Source organism: Nocardia speluncae NBRC 108251, assembly GCF_001613245.1.
GTDB classification, from domain to species: domain Bacteria; phylum Actinomycetota; class Actinomycetes; order Mycobacteriales; family Mycobacteriaceae; genus Nocardia; species Nocardia speluncae.
In genome coordinates, this window is record NZ_BDBZ01000045.1 from 51,716 (window position 1) to 72,078 (window position 20,363).

The following is a 20,363-nucleotide window of genomic DNA, read 5'->3' on the forward strand; positions in this document are numbered from 1 at the left end:
ACTTCCCGCTTCACGATATGCGAGTGCCGGCCAGTCGGCGATGACGGCTCGTCCCCCGAACCGGGCGGCTCGTCCGAGAGTACCGCCCGGTCCCGTTCTCACGGGAGGCCGGAACCGTACGTCCGGCTCGCTCACCAGACTCTACGGTGTGCCCAGCCCTGCGTACACCCATCCGGCAGACCGCCAAGCGGCTCGATCGAGACAATTTCGTCCGTCGATGACAGATCGAGTTCGGACCACCGAGTCCAGGTCCTGCGGCCGCAGTTCGACGAATTCCTTCCATTCGGTGAGAACGAGGACCACGTCGGCGCGTTCACAGGCCTCCCGCACCGAGGTCGCGTAGCTCAGAGTCGGGAAGACGCGGCGGGAGTTTTCCAGGGCTTTCGGGTCGTAGACGGTGACCACGGCGCCGTGTAGCTGGATCATTCCGGCCACGTTGAGCGCCGGGGAATCCCGCACATCGTCGGATTCGGGTTTGAATGCCGCGCCCAGTACGGCGACATTGGCGCCCAGCAGGGAGCCGCCGCAGGCGCGGGCCGCCATATCCACGATCTTGGTGCGGCGGCGCATATTGATGTTGTCGACCTCGCGGAGGAAGGCGAGGGCGTGGTCGGCGCCCAGCTCGCCGGCGCGTGCCATGAACGCCCGGATGTCCTTGGGCAGGCAGCCGCCGCCGAAACCGGCACCGGCATTGAGGAACCTGCGGCCGATCCGTTCGTCGTACCCGAGTGCGTCCGCCAGGACGGTGACATCCGCCCCGGTGGCCTCGCAGACCTCGGAGACCGCGTTGATGAACGAGATCTTCGTGGCGAGGAACGCATTCGCCGATACTTTGACCAGTTCGGCGGTGGCGAGATCGGTCAGCAGGAACGGGACTTCGGCGGCGAGCAGATCGGCGTAGAGCTCTTCGACCAGTCCGCGTACCCACGGCGCCCGCTCGCGGGCCCCGTCGACGCCGAGTACCAGCCGATCCGGGCGCAGGGTGTCGCGGACCGCGTAGCCCTCCCGCAGGAATTCCGGGTTCCAGGCGACCTCGATATCCACCGCGCTCAGCGCCCGCGCGCGTTCGCCCAGCGTGGCGGCGGTACCCACCGGCACCGTGGATTTGCCGACGATCACACAGGGGCGGGTGATCAGCGGCGCCAGCGTATCCACCACGGCATGCACGTATTTGAGGTCCGCGGCGTATTCACCCTTCTTCTGCGGTGTGCCCACGCCGAGGAAATGCATGTCGGCATGCTCGGCGGCCTCGGTGTAGGAGGTGGTGAATCGGAGCCGGCCGGCGTCCAGGTTGCGGCGCAGCACCGCTTCCAGGCCCGGTTCATAGAAGGGCGTGACCCCGTCGGAGAGTTTCGCGACCTTGCCCGGGTCGATATCGACCCCGAGAACCTCGTGGCCGAGTTCGGCCATACACGCTGCGTGCGTGGCCCCCAGGTACCCGGTGCCGAAGACTGTGCATCGCATAGATGATTGGTAATCCGTGCTGGTGGCCACTCCAGAAAACCGAGGCGAGATGCCGGGCAACAGCAGGTGTACACCCGACGACGCAACCGGATGACCTGCGCAAACATATTCGTCGCCGATCATTGCGACGGGTTCGCTGCGGCCCGGTGCGTACTTCGCTGGCGGGTGCCGGTGGCCCGTAGGATCGCGGCGATGCGCCGCCGAACGACCCTCCTCGCCGCCGGGATGGTCGCCGTCGTGGTGTTGGTGCTCGCGCTGTGGCCGGTCTATGTTCGCCCGCAACGCGAGGAGCCCGCGCCCGCCGATGCGATCCTCGTGCTCGGTGGCGCGCACGACGGCCGGGAAGCGCTGGGGTTACGGCTGGCGCGGGAGGGTTACGCGCCGCGGGTGCTGATCTCCAACCCGTACGAGGACAGCCCGCTGATCAACCGGATCTGTCATGGGGGTTACAGCTTCGAGGTGGTGTGCTTCGATCCGTCGCCGCGGACTACCCGGGGTGAGGGCCGGTACTTGGCCGACCAGGCGCGTGTGCACGGCTGGGACCGGGTCATCGTGGTGACCTTCACTCCGCATATCTCGCGTGCCCGGTATGTGCTCGGCAAATGCTGGGATGGGGAGTTGCTGTTCGTGGACACCCGCCCGGATCTATCGCTACCGCGGTGGGCCTACGACTACCTGTATCAATCGGCGAGCTATGTGAAAGCGGCTTTCGAGGGCTGCGGCCAGTGAGCGGGAGCAATTTCCCGGCCTTTGATGGCACATGCCTTCAGTTTGACGCGATGAGAGAGAACTGGCTAAATTCTCTCTAGCACCGGTAGTCGCCGGACCTGCTGTGACAACGCATGAAGCCTTCGGGAGCGTGTATGGATTACGACTGGTCGGAGGCCGACAGGGCCTTCCGAGACGAGGTACGGGCGTTCCTGGCGGAGAAACTGACGCCCGAGATCAGCACCGCGGGCCGGTTGATGACAAGTGTCTACTCCGACCATGAAGCCGGCTTGGAATGGCAGCGCATCCTGCACGAGCAGGGCTGGGCGGCGCCGCAGTGGCCGGTCGAGTACGGCGGCTGCGACTGGTCGCTCACCCAGCACTACATCTTCAGCCGCGAACTCACTCTGGCCGGCGCGCCCGCGCTCTCGCCGATGGGCATCCGGATGGTGGCCCCGGCGCTGATCGCGTTCGGCACCGAAGAGCAGAAGAACTACTTCCTGCCCCGAATCCTCACCGGCGAGGTCTTCTTCTGTCAGGGGTACTCGGAGCCCGAAGCCGGCTCGGACCTGGCCGCGCTCAGTATGGCCGCAGTCGACGACGGCGACGATTTCCGCTGCTCCGGCAGCAAGATCTGGACCACCCACGCCACCGAGGCGAACTGGATCTTCGGCCTGGTCCGCACCTCCCGCGAGGGTCGGAAACAGCAGGGCATCACCTTCGTGCTGATGGATATGACCGCCCCCGGCATCGAGATCCGGCCACTGGTCATGAGCTCCGGCGAACAGGTACAGAACCAGATCTTCTTCGACAACGTGCGGGTCCCCAAGAGCAATGTGCTCGGGCGGATCGACGACGGCTGGACCGTCGCCAAGTACCTGCTGGTCCACGAACGAGGCGGCGGCGCGATGGCGCCCGCGCTCCAGGCCATGGCCGAAAACATCGCCACCGCCGCAGCCGCCCAACCCGGCCGCGACGGGAAACCGCTGAGCGCCGACCCGCATTTCGCCGCCCAGCTCGCCGACGCCCGCATCCGCACCGAGGTCCTCGAAGTGCTGGAATTCCGGACGCTGGCGGCCATGGCCTCCGGCAAGGACCTCGGCAGCTCCTCCTCGATGCTGAAAATCCTGTCCACCGAACTCAGTCAGCAGCTCACCGAGCTCGCGCTCACCGCGGCCGGACCGCGCGGCCGGGTCTACCAGCCGCACGCCACGGCACCCGGCGGCCCGATCGCGGAATACACCCCGCCCGCCGACGGCTACCTCAGCGGCGAGAACTGGCAGGCCGTCGCGCCACTGCGCTACTTCAACGACCGCGCGGGTTCGATCTACGCAGGCAGTAACGAAATCCAGCGAAATATTCTCGCCAAGGCAGCATTGGGGCTCTGATGGACTTCACCTTCACCGATGAACAGCAGATGCTGCGCACCGCGCTCGCCGGGTTTCTCGCCGCCCGCTACGACCTCGAGAAAAGCCGTAGCGCTGTCAAAACCGGGGCCGGCCGGCAGCCCGAGATCTGGCGCGGCCTGGCCGAGCTGGATGTGCTCGGGCTGACCTTGCCGGAGGAAACCGGCGGATCCGGCGGCGGGCCGGTCGAATCCATGATCATCACCGAGGAATTGGGTCGCGCGCTGGTCGTGGAACCCTATGTCGACACCGTGGTGGTCGGTGGCGGGCTGCTACGCCGCTCCGGCGGCGAACCCGCCCAGGAGCTGCTGCGCAAGATTGCCCAGGGGAGTGCGCGGATCGCCTTCGCCGCCCTCGAACCCGGCTCCGGCGAAGTGCGCCACGATGTTTCGGTCACCGCTCGCCGCGACGGTGAGAGTTGGGTGCTCGACGGTGCCAAGATCGTGGTCACCGGCGCGCCCATCGCCACCCATCTGATCATCTCCGCCCGCACTGCAGGTGAACGCCGCGACCAGGACGGAATCTCGCTGTTCCTGGTGGAATTCGATGCGGCCGTGCCGCCGGCGGGCATCGAAATGCACCGCTACCGAACCATCGACGACCGGACCGCCGCCGATCTCACCTTCACAGGTTTCCGCATTCCCGTCGGCGCCCTACTCGGGACCGAAGGCCGGGCGTGGTCGATCATCGACGCCACCGTCGACGACGCCATCGCCGCGGTTGCCTCCGAAGCGGTCGGGCTGATGCGCAAGGTGCTCGACGATACTGTCGAATACACCAAGCAACGCCAGCAGTTCGGCGTTCCGATCAGCAGTTTCCAAGCGCTGCAACACCGTATGGTCGATATGCTGATCGAACTCGAGCAGAGCATCGCCGCCGCCTACCTGGCCGCTTACGCCCTCGATGCCGAACCCGCCGAGCGGGCCCGCGCCATTTCCGCGGCCAAGGTAACCATCGGCCGCGCGACCCGCTTCATCGGCCAGAATTCGGTGCAATTGCACGGCGCGATGGGTATGACCGAGGAATTGGCCATCGGTCATTATTTCAAACGGCTCACCGCCATCGAGTACGAATTCGGAAACAGCTCCGATCATCTCGCCCGCTATATCGCGTTGACGGGCTGATCGGCCCGCACCCCACTCACCTGTGCCCGAGTGGAGTGCGGAAAATCCGTGCGGGGCCGTGCGGTGGCTCGTCAGAGGGGGATCACCGCGCGGTCCGGTATGCCGGTAGTGCGCTGGCAGGCCGGACTATCGCCGGATCGCGCGCAGGACAGCAGTCTCGACCGGCGAGGCCGAGCCCGGCTCTGCCGGCCGCGGCGCGCCGGCGGGGCCGAGGTTCGGCTGGGCGAGGAAACGGGGTTCGGTGCCGCGGTGTGGTTGACCCGCGTGGACGAGGAACGGGTGGCACAGGTACACATCGCCTGCTCGGCCGGTGGCGTAGGAAAGTGGGCGGTGCGCGGTGGCCCGTTCGGCGCGGCCGGCCAGTTCCCGGGCGTCGAGGCCGGTATCGCCCTCCGGTTCCAGAATTCGAGCCACGTCCAGGTGGGAGCCGACCCGGAGCCGGGTCGGAGCGTCGGAGTCGCCGGTGTCGGAGAAGAGGAACAGCATGAGCAGCGCCCGGTCCTTCGAATGGATATTGACCCGCCAAGTGAGATAGTCGGTGAAGCTCGATTGCGGGCCCGGAAAGCTGGCGTCCACATGCCAGCCGTCGAGTACGGCGGGCTCATTGCCGGGGAACCGTATTACGAATCCGCCCAGGCCGGTCTTCGGCGCCCAGCGCTTCGGGCCGACAAGCCGATCGTAGGCGGCATGCAGCCGCGGCGTGTTCGCGGCAGCCACGAACGGTGCGCAGGAGTAGTCGGGTCGGGTGGCGACCGGGTTGGGCCAGGAACCGGGCGCGTCCGGCGATGCGTTCAGATCGCTCCAGACGACCGCGCGGCACTGCTCTGCCAGGGCACGAGGAAACGCCTCCGGCAGGTGCACGAAACCGGTGTCGATGAACGAGGACACCTGATCATCGTTGAGCATGGCTACCATTCGAACCTCCACCCGGGCGGCTGCGCCAGTGATTTTCGGGTGGCGTCTCGTGTTCGGTGGTTGGGTCCGCCTGTTGTCACTGAGTTCATGCTCGGAATAGCAGAGGCCGCCTACGACTTGGACCGGGATATGACGAACCCACAGTTCGATCCGCGTACGCTGCTCACCGAAAGCCGCCTGGGCATACTGGCCACGATCAAATCGGACGGCCTGCCGCAGCTCTCGCCCGTGACTCCCTACTACGACCGGGACACAGACGTCATCTACGTCTCGATGACCGAGGGCCGGGCCAAGACCGTGAACCTGCGTCGTGACCCGCGTGCGGCCCTGGAAGTAACCCGCGCCGACGGCTGGGCCTGGGCAACTGCGGAGGGCACGGTCACGCTCACCGGTCCGGGTACCGACCCGCACGGCCCTGAGGTCGAGGCACTCGTCGACTACTACCGTGCCGCCGCCGGGGAGCATCCGGATTGGGACGAGTATCGGTCGGTTATGGTCTCCGACCGCCGAGTGCTCATGAAACTTTCGGTCGAGCACGTGTACGGCGCGGCCCTGCGCTGAGCCGCGCAACGCCGGTCGGTGCGTGGACCATCTACCCATGGCGCACCCGATATGTTGCCGACACCGGTTCGACGCCGTGATCCACCAGGTGGCCGAGCTTATGACCGGGTGATCAACCGCTCCTCGGGACCCGGCACCGTCCGGGCGAACGGGAGGAGTTCGATCGCATGAAACCGGCAGCAGCGCGAGGGCCCGGGTCCGGCACGGTGCCGGGCCCGGGCCCTGGTCGATCGAACTCCTACCCGGCCGTGCCGATGTCGTGATCGCCCGACACTCGCCGGAGTTCGTTCCGTTCTGCTGCTATTCGGTCAGCTCTTGCGTCCCGGGGCCTTCGCGCCGGATTTGAATCCGAGGGCGCCCGGTTTGGCGGCCGGAGGAGTCGCACCGGACCCGTTGCCGGCGGTGCCGTTGTCCGGCGATTCGGCGGCCTCGGCCGCGGAATCTGCCGGTGCAGGCTCCGCGGTTTCGGCGACGGGTGCCGTTTCGGCGGCTGCCGGCTCGTCGGCGGCGGGTGCCTTCGCGCCGGGCGCTTTCGGACCCGGGCGCTTGAACCCGGACTTCATTGCCAGACCCTTGGCCGGCTTCGAGGGCTTGCTCTCGGCCGGTGCTGCCGCGGTGGGCTGCTCGGTTTCCGTGGGTTCGGCCGGTGCCGTGGATTCCGCCGGAGCGGTATCGGCTGCCGGGGCCGATTCCGCTGCTGCCGGAACGGCGGTCGTGGCTCCCGGGGCTTTCGGGCCCGGGCGTTTGAACCCGGACTTCATCGCGAGACCCTTGGCGGCGACCGTGGGTTTGCTCTCGGTCGGGGCCGAGCTCGCGGTGGAATCCGCCTCGGTGGTGGGTTCGGCCTTAGCCGGTTCCGCCGCAGGTGCCTTGGCGCCGGGTGCCTTGGCGGCCCCCTTCATGGCGAGCCCCTTGCCGCCGGGTGCTTTGGCGGCGCCCTTCATGCCCAGACCCTTCACGGGCGGAGCCGCCTCGGCTTCTCCGGCTTCGGCCGGGGCGGTTTCCGCGGGAGCGGTTTCCGCTTTGGCACCAGGGGCCTTCGCCGCGCCCTTCATGGCGAGCCCCTTGCCGCCGGGTGCCTTGGCAGCGCCCTTCATTCCGAGACCCTTGGTGGCAGGCGCGGCCGGGGCGGCTTCGCCGGCATCGCTTTCGGCAGCGGGTGCTTTGGCGCCGGGTGCTTTGGCGGCGCCCTTCATGCCGAGGCCCTTACCAGGTGCCTTCGCCGGACCCTTCATAGCCAGGCCGCCGCCCTTCGGAGCCGCCTTCTCCGCAGCCGGGGCCGCCGCTTCGGCAACCGGTTCGGGCTCGGGTTCGGGCTCGGGTTCGGCCTTGGGTTCCTGGATGACCGTCAGGTTGGCGGTGAGCTGTTCCGGCTGCTGCCGCTCGATGGATTCGAGCATCAGCTGCGCGACGTCGACGACCTCCACGCCCTCGCCCTGACCGGACTCCTGGCGTGCGGTGACACCGTCGGTGAGCATGACCCGGCAGAACGGGCAGCCCGTGGCGATCTTGGCGGGTGAGGTGGTGAGTGCCTCGTCCACGCGGTCGATATTGATGCGCTTGCCCAGCTGCTCCTCCATCCACATCCGGGCGCCGCCGGCGCCACAGCACATGGACCGTTCACCGTGGCGGGGCATTTCCACCAGGTTCGAGCCGGAGGCCGCCATCAGTTCACGCGGCGCGTTGTAGACCTTGTTGTGGCGGCCCAGGTAGCAGGGGTCGTGATAGGTCACGTTCTGCGCGACCGGAGCGACCGGGACGAGCTGTTTACCGCGCACCAGCCGGTTCAGCAGCTGGGTGTGGTGCACCACCTCATAGGTCCCGCCGACCTGCGGGTACTCGTTGTTGAGCGCGTTGAAGCAGTGCGCGCAGGTAACGACGATCTTCTTCTGTTTCTGCTCCACGCCCTCGAACACCGAATCCAGCATTTCGATGTTCTGCACGGCCAGCTGCTGGAACAGGAATTCGTTACCCGCACGCCGCGCCGAATCACCGGTGCAGGTCTCTTCCTGACCCAGGACCATGAACTTCACCCCGGCGGTCGCCAGCAGTTCCGCGACGGCCTTGGTGGTCTTTTTCGCGCGATCCTCGTAGGCGCCGGCGCAGCCGACCCAGAACAGGTATTCGTAACCGTCGAAGCTGTCGGCGTCTTTACCGAATACCGGGATATCGAAGTCGACTTCGTTGATCCAGTTGAGCCGGTCCTTGGCGTTCTGGCCCCACGGGTTGCCCTTGTTCTCCAGGTTCTTGAACAGACCCGCGAGCTCGGACGGGAACTCCGATTCGATCAGCACCTGGTAGCGGCGCATATCGATGATGTGGTCGACATGCTCGATATCGACCGGGCACTGTTCGACGCAGGCGCCGCAGGTGGTGCAGCTCCACAGCACCTCGGGGTCGATGATGCCGCTGACATCCTCGGTGCCGACCAGGGGACGCTCGGCCTCGGCGCGGGCGGCCTCGGAGATCTGGGCGAGCTTCGCCTCGTCGGGGTTGCCCTCGGCATCGACCAGGCCGACCTCGTCGCCTGCCGAATCCCTGCTGCCCCCGGCGAGCAGATACGGCGCCTTGGCGCGGCCGTGGTCGCGCAGCGACATGATCAGCAGTTTGGGTGAGAGGGGCTTACCCGTGTTCCACGCCGGGCACTGCGACTGGCAACGGCCGCATTCGGTGCAGGTGGTGAAATCCAGCCAGCCCTTCCACGAGAAATCCTCCACCCGGCCGGCACCCAGCGTGTCGGTATCGGGGTCGACATTCTCCATATCCAGGGCGCGGCCCTTGGACATCATCGGCTTGGCTGCGCCCAGAGCGACGTCGCCGTCGTCCTCACGCTTGAAGTAGATGTTCGGGAAGGCCGAGAACCGGTGCCAGGCCACACCCCAGGTGATGTTTCGGCCGACCAGGTACAGGAAGGCCATTCCGGACATCAATTTGATGAAGGCGAAGATCGACACCATGGTCGGGCTGGCCGGCAGTAGTTCGGCCACTCGCATGGTGAAGAAATCGGTCGCGCCGTTGGCGTGGCCGTAGGTCGCGATCTTGCCGGCTTTCACGAAGACCATGCCCAGGCCCTCGAGAAGGACGATCGCCTCGATCACATAGGCCGGACCGAAGGCGGAACCGCTGAAACGGGAGAGCCGTTCCGGGACCCGCGGATGGTTCAGCTGCCGGATCACGATCAGCGTCACGATGCCGACAACCGTGCCGATACCGAGAATCTCGTCCCACAGGTGGTAGATCGCGGTGTTGCCGATGAGCGGCCAATGGAAGGCCGGATCGAAGGTCTGTCCGTACGCCTCGAACCAGAGGATCGCGCCGCCCAGGAAGCCGATCATCACGAGCCAGTGGGCCCAGCCGACTGTCCGGAACTTGTTCATCCGGGTATGCGCCAGGAACTCTACGAGCATCTGCTTGAAACGCGGGATGAACGGACGCCAGCGATCAGGTGCGGGCTGGCCCAGCATGATGGCGCGGACGATATCCCGGACGCCGCCGAAGAACGACGCCCAACACAGCAGGCTGAGCGCCGCTCCCAAGGTGCCCAGCGTCACTGTCAGGGCATTCATGTCGCGACCTTTCTTTCGAGGCAACACGAGGTGTGAGCAACAATTGATTACCTCGTCCGGCTCGTATCGTAACTGCCGGTAAGTTACTCGCCGGTAACAACTGGGGTCCAGTGTACGATCGCCGCGGCGCCACCACCCCATCTGCCTGGGCTTTCCCATGTTCGGGGTGCCGTGATCAATGTCACCTTATTCGGTTGGCGGTCCATAACTGTTCTGGCTGATGAACACCGTAAAGGGCCCGCTGTCGACGGCCTTGCTAAGGCCAGGCTTACCCGCCCGGGTTCTCACGTTTGGGATACGAATCTCGCCTTTCGCCAACGCATTCGATTACGCTCAGCGAGATCTGTCAGGACAGCGTGACATCTCATAACGCTCGGGGAGGAAATCAGGGTCGCGGCCCCCGCGATCCCCTCGCGTGCAGACGTTGCGCTGGATACCCCGATTGGAAATGGATGAAACTCGCGAGACCCACTGCCGTCGCGGCAATGGTCATTGGTTCACTCACCCTGAGCTTCGGCACATCACACGCCGAGCCTGCGGCTCCGGCGCCGAAAGAACCGATCAACTACGCCGTGCAGCTCGTCGAGAAGACTGTCGTCGCCACCCTCGGCGGCGGAACCTTCTCGATCGTCGAGAAGGAGCTGGAGCCCGAAGCGGCTGCGCCCGGCACTCCGCAGGGAGAGCCGATTGCCGAAGCGGCCGAGACTCAGGTACTCGAAATCAAGGATGACGCCGGTGCCCTCGTTGCCTCGGTGCCGTTGAAATTTACGGCGAACGGCGTCGACATCCCGGTGGCGTCCGAGGTGAAGAACGACGGAAAGATCGTCGAGATCACCCCGGAGAAGCCCGAGGGTCTGGACACGACCCAGCCGCTGGCCGTGCAGCCGATTGCCTCGCCGATGGAAAACCAGAAAGCTCAGAGCGAGTTCGTCAGCAACTTCAGCATCGCTACCGCGATCGGTGGCTTCGTCGGCACCGCTATCGGTGCTGTGATCGGGTGCGTGGTGACAATCGTTGCCGGTTGCATTCCCGGCCTGATAACAGGTGCCGGTGTAGGCGGAATCCTCGGCACCATCGCAGTTGGTGGACCGACTCTGGTCGGTGCAGGGATCGAGCTGTTCAACACGCTCCAGGCGCCGGACGGCACGACCAAGTGGGCCAACGGCGGGGCTCCGGTGAACGTCGAGCCGCCGAAGTAACGAACCGGCGACAGCCCATTCGGATCGGCCCGCACGGCATGCCGTGCGGGCCGATCTCTGTCTGCACCATGCGAACGCCGTCGTCGACAATCACCCGACCGCATCGATCAATGCATGCGCGGTGCGTCGGCTGCCTGGGCAGGGAGGCCGAACTCAGAGGTGGCGGACAACGCAAGGGCTCGATGTTTTCGCCGGAAGCTGCCCAGGCACAGGTGAAGGGCCGGCAGCGTTGTGCTGCCGGCCCTTCATCAGCTCTATGCCCGGGCGAGTGACACCCGCTGCTGCTCACCCTCCGCGATTGCGGGCGAAGGGTGAGCGTGCCGTCTAGCTTGTGCGGATACGCAGGCCCGGATTGTCGGAGAGCACTACGCTCACCGGCTGGGCGAACAACTGCGGGGCGTTACCCGTGAGCACACCCAGAATGTTGGGGATCTCGCAGATCGGGTAGTCGGCGACCGAGGAGGCGCTGGAGATGCCCAGGGCCAGCCGGCCCGTGACGATCGCGCCGCCACTGTCACCGGGCAGGGCGCAGATATTGGCGGAGAAGCTCTGGGTGAGCTGGCGATCGCCGACCTGCACCGTCTGATCGACGGCATTCACGACACCACAGCTGAAGCCGGTGCGCGAACCGGACTTGCAGACGGGAGCACCGACCACCGGGGTGGCCACGCCTTCGACCGGCACCGGCCCGGCGCCGGGCACCTTCACCTGGTTGTTCTCGAAACGTCCCGCGGCCCCGTCCTCGATGTCGAGGATCGAGTAGTCCTGGTTGCCGAGGACCGATTTCTGGAAGGTGGCGATCTTCGGGCCGACACGGTTACCGCCGAGGGATTCGTGCACGCCGGCGGCACCGACATTGTCCAGGTCCGGATTGCAGTGGCCGGCGGTGATGTTCACGGCGTTACCGGCCGGGCCGACCCCGTTGAACCCGAAGGAACAGCGCAGCGAACCGTCACCGGCCACCGAGGCGTACCCGTCGCCACCACCGAGCGGCGCCGCGGCACCGCCTTCGGCGATATCGGCGGCGGGCAGCGTTTCCGCCGCAACCGGCGGAGCCATCACGATGACGCGGGCCGGGTCGATGAAGTTCGGCATCGGCAGGCCGACCTGGTCGACGCGGACGGCGATGCTGTTGTTGACGGTATCGACGACCACACCGCGAACGAGCGCGGAGACCGCGGCGGGCTGGCCGTCGAGCCAGCGTTCGAAGGCGCTCTTCTCGCCGCGCAGGGTTTGTTCGCTCTTGGCGACATTGCGGACGACGAAACCGGTCGACTCCGCTGCGCTACGCGCTTCCTCCCCGCCGGGGCCGGGTGCGAGGGCGACCACGCCTTTGCCGTGCTCGTCGAGCCAGGCGCCCGCGAACACCTGCGGGAACTGGCGCTGAGCGGTGGTGGCGAACGCGGCCACCTGCTGGGCAGTATCGGCGCGCTGCAGGTACTGCTCGGGGGAGATGTGCAGATCGCGGCTGAGTGCCGCGACGAGGTCGGCGGGCAGGCCGGGACCGGGGTCGGGGGCGGCGGAGGACACCGCGGTGGGGCCGAACAGCAGCACTGCCGCCGAGGCGGCCGCCGCGGCCCGGAAAGTGCGGGTTCTGAACGGCGCCGTTCGCCGTTTACCTATGCGTGGCATGAGCATGCAGAGACTATATCGGGATCACCCGGCATTCGGCCTGGTTCGTACGCTGATACCGCTGCCGAGGCCGCCGCCGGAGGTGGCCTCGATATCGGCGAGTACCGCGCGGATCGGAATGCCCAGCGTGGCGGTGCCGCCGTACTGGGCGAGGGCGATATTGGCCTCCCCGCAGTCGGGAGCGTCGGCGGCGTTCGAACCGCTGGTGATCCCGAGGGCCAGGGTGCCGGTGACGATGGCGCCGCCGCTGTCGCCGCCCAGGGTGCAGGCGGTGCTGGCGAAGCCGCGAATGGTCTTGGCGTCACCCTCGGTGGTGAAAAGCTGTGTCTCGACCCGGTCGGCGACAACGAATCCGCAGGTGAAAGTGGATGACTGGCCGGATTTGCAGACCGGTGCGCCGACCACCGGTTCGGCGGTGCCGGTGATATTCAGGGTGGTGCCGTTGGCGCCGCGAACCGAGGGCTGATCCATTCCGGCGCCCACGGCGCGTTCGTTCAGCTGGATCACCGAATAGTCGAGAGTGGCGGGGCCACCCAATTCGGATTTCACGAAGGTGCCCAGTTCTGGGCTGGCCGGAATGTTGTGGACATTCGGGCTGTACACGGCCGCGCGCTCGTCGCCTTTATCGAGGTTCGGATTGCAGTGCCCCGCACTGATATTCAGCGCGTTTCCGGCGGAATCGACGCTGTTGAAGCCGAACGAGCAGACATCGACGCTGCGCAGCTGGGCATCATCGAGGGGGCCTGGTGCGCTGATATAGGTATCGCCGCCCATCGGCCGTCGATCGACCGGGCCGCCGCCGTCGGGGCCGAGGACCACTTTGATATTGGCGATGAGCGTCGGCAGATTGAGCATATGCGCCAGCGGCGTGTTGGCGACATTCACAATCAGCTGGCTGTTGAGGAAGTCGATGGCGATCGAATTGATCACCTGCGAAATATCGCGTGGCTGCCCGGCAACCCATTGATTCAGTTGCGTCAGAGAGGTTTCCAGCGCGGCGGCCGAAACCGGGGCCAGCCGGGTGTGGTAACCGTCGGCGCTGGCCACCTTGGCGGCGTCCGGCGAGGTCACGGCGACGATCGGTTTACCTTCCGGGGTCATCCACGCGCCTGCGAATACATCGGGGCGTTCGGCGCGGAACTCGGCCGCGTAATCCTGGAGCTGCTGAGCGCGGGCCGACCGGTCCAGATATTCGGTCGGGGTCATTTGCAGATCACGGGACAGCGCTTGGGTGAGTTCGGCCGGCAGATCCTCGGCTCTCAATTGTTCCGGGGCGGGCTCCGCGGTCGCCGGGACCGCACCGAACAGGGGAGTCAGGAGAACGGCAGAGCTGATGACGGCAGCTTTGACCGCGGCGCGACGCGCCACCGACTTGCGCATGGAGTCCCTTCGTCGGCACGGTGTGCCGGTTAATCCATGGCCACGGGATTTAATCCGTTGGCGCACAGGTGTGGTCGAGCTGACCGAGGTTTCCGGGGTGGCCGGGAGAACACCGGTCAGGCGAACACTCTAGGCCACAAAACGCTATCTGGCTTCCTGTCGGCGGCCTTCCTGGGAACCGGTGTCGGGAAGGTCCGGATCTTCGCTGCGGAACGGCATGGGAAACGGGAAGAATTCGTATCCCGGCCGTGCCCGGGTTGTCGTGGTTTCGGTATTGCTGGTGGTGGGCTCGGTGAGCGTCGGGCCGCTCGGTTCGGTGGTGCCGGGCACCGAAGTCACCGGCGGCGGCTCGGATTGCCCCGTGGTGGTCACCGGCGGCGGTGTGGTGACGGCCGGCTCGGTGGTTTCGACCGGCTCCGGCTCGAAGGTCGGTTCGGGGATGTAGGTCGGTTCGGCGGGCGGCGGGGCCACCGGCTGTGGCGGCATGGGGGGTGGCAGAGCGGGGGTATCGGTCACCGGGCTCGTCACCGGTGCGGGGCCGGGTTCGGCGGCTCCCGGCCGTAGGAACGCGGTAACCCCGAGGGCGCCGATCAACAGGCCCGCGAGCGCGGCGACGGCAATCAAGGCGGCCGTACGCCGGGAGCCTTTCGGCTCGGCCGGGGCCGGGGTGCGGGCGGAGCCTTTCGGCGGTGTCGTGGCGGGCCCCGAAGTCTGTGCGCTCGCCTCCGGGGTGCCCGGATCGGCCGCCGGCAGGGCGCCCGCGGCCGCCGACGTGACTCCCAATCCGGCGGCGAGCACGCCCAGACTGGGCCCGCCGTAGGTGGCTTCCGGGTCTGCCTGGGGATCGGCCTCCGCATACGGGTCGGCGGTCGCCGCCGGATAGGCCGGGTCGGGGTCCACTGCGGAATACGCCTTCGCCGGAGTGTCGCCGAGCTTCGGCATGACCACGGTGTCGAGAAAGGAGTTCTCGGCGGTACCGGGGTCGGGTGGGGTCGCACCGGCGGGGGTTTCGAGCACCACGGCCAGGGCGGCGCGTCCGGCGCTCTCGGCGAAGTATCGGCCGATTTCGTCGGCGCTGTGGCCACCCGGCCGCGGAGGGAGTTCGTCCTCGCCGATGAGGGCGACGGATTTGAGACCCAGATAGTCGAGTGCGCCGCGTAGCGCGAAGACCTGCGCGGCGGGCCAGCCGCCGGGGTGTGTGGCGTAGAACTCGGCGGGGCCGTTGAGGTAGTCGGCGGTGAGGTTGATCAGGCAGAACATCGCGGTGGCGAGTAGGTCCTCACCGCGGTAGGCCTCGCCGTCGTCCACGGTCACGCCGGCGGGGTCTGCTACGGCGGAGACGAAACCGGTGATCGTATGGGTGTAGCCGGGTGGGGTGGTGACGCCGCCGAGTTCGGCGTCGCCGTCGTCGGACATGTGCAGGATCGGTTCGCGGATGATGAAGTGCGGATCCCCGTCATCGCCGACGACCGCCGCGGTGCACGCATACTCGGCGATGTGCAGGCCCACCCCAGTGGCCATCCTCGGATCCTCGCTTCGACTTCCTCATCCAACAACGACGCTACGGGTTCACGTACGCATCGCGCGGCGCGGCGCGCAGCGACCGTGTGCGGAGCATTGACAATAGCTGCGATCGGGGCCCGGCGTGGATCCGGGCGCGGGGTACACGACCGCATCGGGGGGGAGGCGGGTGCGGACACGCGCGCGGCCCGGTACGGGCTCGGGCGCGTGTAACGATCCGGTACCTGGGTGTGCCTCGCAATTTTCTCCGTATGGGTCCGGACCCGGTACCGAACACGAACCCTGGCGTGGCCCGAGTGATCCGGGAGTGGTCGGTGTGGCTCGCGGCGTGGCGGTCGTCCAGGGCGGCACAGCTGGGTCACGATGTCGTACCGGCGGGGTTTTTGCGACGTGGTGCCGGTAAGAATGGCGGAGGGGCGGCGGTGCGGGGTGGGAATAGATCGCCGGTGTCCGAGGTTGAGCTGATCGACAAGGTTGAGTGGGTTCGACTCAAGTTTGACTTGACGGCCCGCGCTGACGCGGGCAGGATTGAGCCGACCACGCTCAGTATTGCTGGGGCCGTGCTCTATGTCGTGCCTGGGGCTGGTCCGAGCGTCGCAAGCCCCCCCGGGCTTCGGCGTATTGGGGCGGACAGCCCGTACAGACACAAGCAGTCGAAAATGAGGAGGAACAACAAATGGCTCGTGCGGTCGGAATCGACCTCGGGACCACGAACTCGGTCGTCGCCGTTCTCGAAGGTGGCGAGCCGGTCGTCGTTGCCAACTCCGAGGGTTCGCGCACTACGCCCTCGGTTGTCGCGTTCGCGAAGAATGGAGAGGTTCTGGTCGGCCAGCCCGCCAAGAACCAGGCAGTAACCAACGTCGACCGTACGATCCGCTCGGTCAAACGCCATGTCGGCACCGACTGGACCGTCGAGATCGACGACAAGAAGTACACCCCGCAGGAGATCAGCGCGCGCACGCTGATGAAGTTGAAGCGCGATGCCGAGTCCTACCTGGGCGAGGAGATCACCGACGCGGTGATCACTGTGCCCGCCTACTTCGAAGACGCCCAGCGTCAGGCCACCAAGGAAGCCGGCCAGATCGCCGGCCTCAACGTGCTGCGCATCGTCAACGAGCCCACCGCCGCGGCCCTGGCCTACGGCCTGGACAAGGGCGACAAGGAACAGACCATCCTGGTCTTCGACCTCGGCGGCGGCACCTTCGACGTCTCGTTGCTGGAAATCGGCGAGGGCGTCGTCGAGGTCCGTGCCACCTCCGGCGACAACCACCTCGGTGGTGACGACTGGGACGAGCGGGTCGTCTCCTGGCTGGTCGACAAGTTCAAGTCGAGCTCGGGTATCGACCTGACCAAGGACAAGATGGCCATGCAGCGGCTGCGTGAGGCCGCCGAGAAGGCCAAGATCGAACTGAGCTCCTCGCAGAGCACCTCGATCAACCTGCCCTACATCACCGTCGACGCGGACAAGAACCCGCTGTTCCTCGACGAACAGCTGACCCGTGCCGAATTCCAGAAGATCACCTCGGATCTGCTGGACCGCACCCGTGCGCCGTTCCAGTCCGTGGTCAAGGATGCCGGGATCAAGGTCGCCGATATCGACCATGTCGTGCTCGTCGGTGGCTCCACCCGGATGCCCGCCGTCACCGATCTGGTCCGCGAGCTCACCGGTGGCAAGGAACCCAACAAGGGGGTCAACCCGGACGAGGTCGTCGCCGTGGGCGCCGCCCTGCAGGCCGGTGTGCTCAAGGGTGAGGTCAAAGACGTCCTGCTGCTCGATGTGACCCCGCTGTCGCTGGGTATCGAGACCAAGGGCGGTGTGATGACCAATCTCATCGAGCGCAACACCACCATCCCGACCAAACGCTCGGAAACCTTCACCACGGCCAACGACAACCAGCCGTCGGTGCAGATCCAGGTGTTCCAGGGTGAGCGCGAAATCGCCGCGCACAACAAACTGCTCGGCTCCTTCGAGCTCACCGGGATCCCGCCGGCTCCGCGTGGTGTGCCGCAGATCGAGGTCACCTTCGATATCGATGCCAACGGCATCGTGCACGTGACCGCGAAGGACAAGGGCACCGGTAAAGAGAACACGATCAAGATCCAGGACGGCTCCGGCCTGTCCAAGGAGGAGATCGACCGGATGGTCAAGGACGCCGAGGCGCACGCCGCCGAGGACAAGGAGCGGCGCGAGGAGGCGGAGACCCGCAACCAGGCCGAATCGCTGGTCCACCAGACCGAGAAGTTCATCGCCGACAACGAGGACAAGGTGCCGGCGGATGTGAAATCCAAGGTCGAGGCCGCGATCGGCGAGGCCAAGGAGGCGCTGAAGGGCACCGACACAGCCGCGGTGAAAACCGCGGTGGAGAAGCTGGCCTCCGAATCCCAGGCGCTGGGTCAGGCGATCTACGAGGCCTCGGCAGCCGAGGGCGCGGCGTCCGGTGACGGTGCCGCAGGCAGTGACGCCGGCGACGACCAAGTGGTCGACGCCGAGGTCGTGGACGAACCGGTCGACACGGAGAAGAAGTGACGAACGCGGGTAACAATTCCGAGGAACCGATCAGCTTCGTCGACAAGCGCAAGATCGATCCGGAAACCGGCGAGGTCCGGGATCCGGCCGGGGCGGCGGATGCTGCCGCCCCGGCCGGGGCCGAGACCGCCGCGGACGCCGAGGAGCGGGTCGCCCCGCAGGCTCCGCAGTCGGGTCTGGACGGCGCCGAGGCCGCGACGGTAGCCGATCCGGCGTCCGAGCTTGCCGAGCGCACCGCCGATCTGCAGCGGCTCACGGCGGAGTACACCAACTACCGGCGCCGGGTCGAACGCGATCGCAAGACAGCGATCGATACGGCGAAGGCCGCCGTGGTCACCGAGCTGTTGGGTGTACTCGACGACCTGGACCGCGCCAGAGCGCACGGCGACCTGGAATCCGGACCGTTGCGTTCGGTGGCCGACAAGCTGATCGAGGCACTGCGTAAACAGGGGCTCGAGGAATTCGGGGCCGAGGGCGATGCCTTCGACCCGAACCTGCACGAGGCCGTACAGCACGAAGGTGCCGGGCACGATCCGGTGCTCGGCATGGTGATGCGTAAGGGTTACCGCTTCGGCGAGCGGGTGCTGCGGCACGCGATGGTCGGAGTAACCGACGGCGTGGGTGATACCACCGCCGATGCCGCTCCCGCGGCCGAAACCGCGGCAGCGGAGGCATCGGATGCGGATGCCGGTTCGTCGAACTAGTGATCCCGCGGCGCGGGGTCGCGCAGCAATGGGGAAAGGAGGAGATGCCCGGTGAGCCAGCGGGAGTGGATCGAAAAGGACTTCTACAAGGAGCTGGGCGTCTCCTCCGACGCCTCCACCGACGAGATCAAGAAGGCGTATCGCAAACTCGCCCGTGATCTGCACCCGGACGCCAACCCGGGGGATGCCAAGGCCGAGGAGCGGTTCAAAGCCGTCAGCGAGGCCCACACCGTGCTGTCGGATGCGGCCAAACGCGCCGAATACGACGAAACCCGCCGCCTGTTCGCGGGCGGCGGGTACGGCCGGGGCGGTGGCGGTTTCACTCCGGGTGCCGGTGGCGGTGGCGGTTTCACCCAGGGGTTCGACCTGGGCGATATCTTCGGGCAGCAAGCCGGCGGCGCCGACGGCGGCCTCGGCGATCTGTTCGGTGGGCTGTTCAACCGGAGCGGGACCCGCACCAGCCGTCCGCGCCGGGGTGCCGACGTGGAGGCCGAGACGACCCTCGGTTTCCGCGAAGCCGCTCGCGGCGTGACGGTTCCGCTGCACCTGACCAGTCCGTCGCCGTGCACCACCTGCCACGGCAGCGGCGCAAAACCGGGCACCAGCCCTCGGGTGTGCCCGATCTGCAACGGCAGCGGTGTGGTGAGCCGGAATCAGGGTGCGTTCGGTTTCAGTGAACCGTGCGACGAATGCCGCGGCACCGGGTCGATCATCGACGACCCATGCGTGGACTGTCACGGCAACGGAATCCAGAACCGCACCCGCACCATCAATGTCCGGATCCCACCGGGTATCGCCGACGGTCAGCGGATCAGGCTGGCCGGGCAAGGCGAGGCCGGACTGCGGGGCGCCCCCTCGGGCGACCTCTACGTCACTGTGCGCGTCGGTCAGGACAAGGTCTTCGGCCGGAACGGCGACGACCTCACCCTGGCACTGCCGGTCAGCTACAGTGAATTGGTGCTCGGCACGACCGTATCGGTGCCCACCCTGGAGGGCCGGGTCGGTGTGAAGGTGCCACCGGGCACCGCGGACGGGCGCACCCTGCGGGTGCGTGGCCGCGGAGTTCCCAAACGTGGTGGCGGAGCCGGTGATCTACTGGTCACCGTGAAGGTCGCCGTGCCGCCGAAGCTGGACGACGATGCCATGGCCGCGCTACGCGCGCTGCAGGAGGCGGAGAAGGCCAGCGGCTTCGATCCGAGAGCAGGATGGGCAGGTGCGTGATGTCCGACGATCCGAAACGGGCATCCGAAAGTAGTTCGGCGCGGGCGGAAGCGCGCGCCGAATACTTCGTGATCTCGGTGGCCGCCCAGTTGTCGGGTATGCATGCGCAAACACTGCGCACCTACGACCGGCTGGGATTGGTGACACCGCAGCGCACTTCGGGTGGCGGTAGGCGCTATTCGGAACGGGACGTGGCGCTGCTGCGAGAAGTGCAGCGGCTGTCCCAGGACGAGGGCGTCAACCTGGCCGGGATCAAACGGATCATCGAACTCACCAACCAGGTGTCCGAACTGCAGGAGCGGGTTGTCGAACTGGCCGCGGCGCTGGAACGGGAACGGGCCCGGCCGGACTACCGGCCGGAACTGATCCCGCCGCAGCGCAATACCGCATTGGTTGTCTGGCAGCCGCGCAACCGGCGGCGGTAATATCGCTGAA

At 66.8% G+C, this 20,363-nt stretch carries 15 protein-coding genes; 9 read left to right on the top strand and 6 right to left on the bottom strand.

All coding sequences use genetic code 11. The features are described from left to right. Window positions 1-141: 141 nt before the first annotated feature. Window positions 142-1,464, bottom strand: coding sequence for a UDP-glucose dehydrogenase family protein (locus tag NS6_RS31250; protein WP_068049587.1), 1,323 nt, complete (start codon window positions 1,462-1,464; stop codon window positions 142-144). A gap of 192 nt (window positions 1,465-1,656) precedes the next feature. On the opposite strand from NS6_RS31250, the gene NS6_RS31255 reads away from it, so the two are divergent. The 3 genes from NS6_RS31255 (at window position 1,657) to NS6_RS31265 (ending at window position 4,702) form a co-directional block, all read left to right on the top strand. Then, complete coding sequence (locus tag NS6_RS31255; protein WP_068049648.1) at window positions 1,657-2,193, top strand: YdcF family protein; 537 nt, start codon at window positions 1,657-1,659, stop codon at window positions 2,191-2,193. A 134-nt stretch (window positions 2,194-2,327) separates the two neighbouring features. Continuing rightward, window positions 2,328-3,560 (top strand): acyl-CoA dehydrogenase family protein, encoded by a 1,233-nt coding sequence (locus tag NS6_RS31260; protein ID WP_068049589.1) that lies wholly within the window; start codon window positions 2,328-2,330, stop codon window positions 3,558-3,560. After that, window positions 3,560-4,702 carry an acyl-CoA dehydrogenase family protein gene (locus NS6_RS31265; RefSeq protein ID WP_068049590.1) on the top strand — a complete coding sequence of 381 codons (1,143 nt, stop codon included), beginning with the start codon at window positions 3,560-3,562 and terminating at the stop codon, window positions 4,700-4,702. Before NS6_RS31260 ends, NS6_RS31265 begins: the two co-directional genes overlap by 1 nt. Window positions 4,703-4,828: 126 nt before the next feature. Here the strand turns inward: NS6_RS31265 and NS6_RS31270 are convergent, their stop codons facing one another. Beyond that, window positions 4,829-5,608: a phytanoyl-CoA dioxygenase family protein gene (locus NS6_RS31270; protein ID WP_084471579.1), complete on the bottom strand. Its 780-nt coding sequence runs from the start codon at window positions 5,606-5,608 to the stop codon at window positions 4,829-4,831. Window positions 5,609-5,746: 138 nt separating this feature from the next. Here NS6_RS31270 and NS6_RS31275 point away from each other — a divergent pair, with 138 nt between their 5' ends. Then, entirely contained in the window at window positions 5,747-6,178 is a 432-nt protein-coding gene (locus NS6_RS31275; protein WP_068049650.1) for a PPOX class F420-dependent oxidoreductase, read from the top strand. A 308-nt stretch (window positions 6,179-6,486) separates the two neighbouring features. On the opposite strand, the gene NS6_RS31280 is transcribed toward NS6_RS31275, so the two are convergent. Further along, window positions 6,487-9,744 carry a (Fe-S)-binding protein gene (locus NS6_RS31280; protein ID WP_068049593.1) on the bottom strand — a complete coding sequence of 1,086 codons (3,258 nt, stop codon included), beginning with the start codon at window positions 9,742-9,744 and terminating at the stop codon, window positions 6,487-6,489. 452 nt (window positions 9,745-10,196) lie between these two features. Between NS6_RS31280 and NS6_RS31285 the strand changes: the two genes are divergently transcribed. After that, complete coding sequence (locus NS6_RS31285) at window positions 10,197-10,943, top strand: DUF8020 domain-containing protein (RefSeq protein ID WP_068049595.1); 747 nt, start codon at window positions 10,197-10,199, stop codon at window positions 10,941-10,943. Between the two features lie 324 nt (window positions 10,944-11,267). Here NS6_RS31285 and NS6_RS31290 read toward each other — a convergent pair whose 3' ends face one another. From NS6_RS31290 to NS6_RS31300, 3 genes are all read right to left on the bottom strand, one after another. Continuing rightward, the gene (locus tag NS6_RS31290; protein WP_084471581.1) at window positions 11,268-12,581 is read right to left on the bottom strand and encodes a S1 family peptidase; all 1,314 of its coding nucleotides are present in this window, start codon (window positions 12,579-12,581) and stop codon (window positions 11,268-11,270) included. An 18-nt stretch (window positions 12,582-12,599) separates the two neighbouring features. After that, window positions 12,600-13,955 (bottom strand): S1 family peptidase, encoded by a 1,356-nt coding sequence (locus NS6_RS31295; RefSeq protein ID WP_068049597.1) that lies wholly within the window; start codon window positions 13,953-13,955, stop codon window positions 12,600-12,602. Window positions 13,956-14,099: 144 nt separating this feature from the next. After that, the gene (locus NS6_RS31300; RefSeq protein WP_068049599.1) at window positions 14,100-15,476 is read right to left on the bottom strand and encodes a hypothetical protein; all 1,377 of its coding nucleotides are present in this window, start codon (window positions 15,474-15,476) and stop codon (window positions 14,100-14,102) included. A gap of 676 nt (window positions 15,477-16,152) precedes the next feature. Between NS6_RS31300 and dnaK the strand changes: the two genes are divergently transcribed. Genes dnaK through NS6_RS31320 form a run of 4 tightly spaced genes read left to right on the top strand, consistent with a single transcriptional unit; the run spans window position 16,153 to window position 20,353 of the window. Beyond that, window positions 16,153-18,003: a molecular chaperone DnaK gene (gene dnaK / locus NS6_RS31305; protein WP_068049601.1), complete on the top strand. Its 1,851-nt coding sequence runs from the start codon at window positions 16,153-16,155 to the stop codon at window positions 18,001-18,003. After that, window positions 18,000-18,707, top strand: a complete 708-nt coding sequence (gene grpE, locus NS6_RS31310; protein ID WP_068049602.1) for a nucleotide exchange factor GrpE — start codon at window positions 18,000-18,002, stop codon at window positions 18,705-18,707. The genes dnaK and grpE overlap by 4 nt, the downstream gene beginning before the upstream one ends. A gap of 51 nt (window positions 18,708-18,758) precedes the next feature. Then, a complete protein-coding gene (dnaJ, locus tag NS6_RS31315; protein WP_068049603.1) occupies window positions 18,759-19,928 on the top strand; it encodes a molecular chaperone DnaJ in 1,170 nt (389 codons plus the stop codon). Beyond that, window positions 19,928-20,353, top strand: a complete 426-nt coding sequence (locus NS6_RS31320) for a heat shock protein transcriptional repressor HspR (RefSeq protein WP_068049604.1) — start codon at window positions 19,928-19,930, stop codon at window positions 20,351-20,353. The genes dnaJ and NS6_RS31320 overlap by 1 nt, the downstream gene beginning before the upstream one ends. Window positions 20,354-20,363 lie beyond the last annotated feature (10 nt).

Bases quoted from the DNA above. Each gene is read 5' to 3' on its own strand.
- NS6_RS31250 (WP_068049587.1), bottom strand. From the start codon at position 1,464: ATGCGATGCACAGTCTTCGGCACCGGGTACCTGGGGGCCACGCACGCA.
- NS6_RS31255 (WP_068049648.1), top strand. From the start codon at position 1,657: ATGCGCCGCCGAACGACCCTCCTCGCCGCCGGGATGGTCGCCGTCGTG.
- NS6_RS31260 (WP_068049589.1), top strand. From the start codon at position 2,328: ATGGATTACGACTGGTCGGAGGCCGACAGGGCCTTCCGAGACGAGGTA.
- NS6_RS31265 (WP_068049590.1), top strand. From the start codon at position 3,560: ATGGACTTCACCTTCACCGATGAACAGCAGATGCTGCGCACCGCGCTC.
- NS6_RS31270 (WP_084471579.1), bottom strand. From the start codon at position 5,608: ATGCTCAACGATGATCAGGTGTCCTCGTTCATCGACACCGGTTTCGTG.
- NS6_RS31275 (WP_068049650.1), top strand. From the start codon at position 5,747: ATGACGAACCCACAGTTCGATCCGCGTACGCTGCTCACCGAAAGCCGC.
- NS6_RS31280 (WP_068049593.1), bottom strand. From the start codon at position 9,744: ATGAATGCCCTGACAGTGACGCTGGGCACCTTGGGAGCGGCGCTCAGC.
- NS6_RS31285 (WP_068049595.1), top strand. From the start codon at position 10,197: ATGAAACTCGCGAGACCCACTGCCGTCGCGGCAATGGTCATTGGTTCA.
- NS6_RS31290 (WP_084471581.1), bottom strand. From the start codon at position 12,581: ATGCTCATGCCACGCATAGGTAAACGGCGAACGGCGCCGTTCAGAACC.
- NS6_RS31295 (WP_068049597.1), bottom strand. From the start codon at position 13,955: ATGCGCAAGTCGGTGGCGCGTCGCGCCGCGGTCAAAGCTGCCGTCATC.
- NS6_RS31300 (WP_068049599.1), bottom strand. From the start codon at position 15,476: ATGGCCACTGGGGTGGGCCTGCACATCGCCGAGTATGCGTGCACCGCG.
- dnaK (WP_068049601.1), top strand. From the start codon at position 16,153: ATGGCTCGTGCGGTCGGAATCGACCTCGGGACCACGAACTCGGTCGTC.
- NS6_RS31320 (WP_068049604.1), top strand. From the start codon at position 19,928: ATGTCCGACGATCCGAAACGGGCATCCGAAAGTAGTTCGGCGCGGGCG.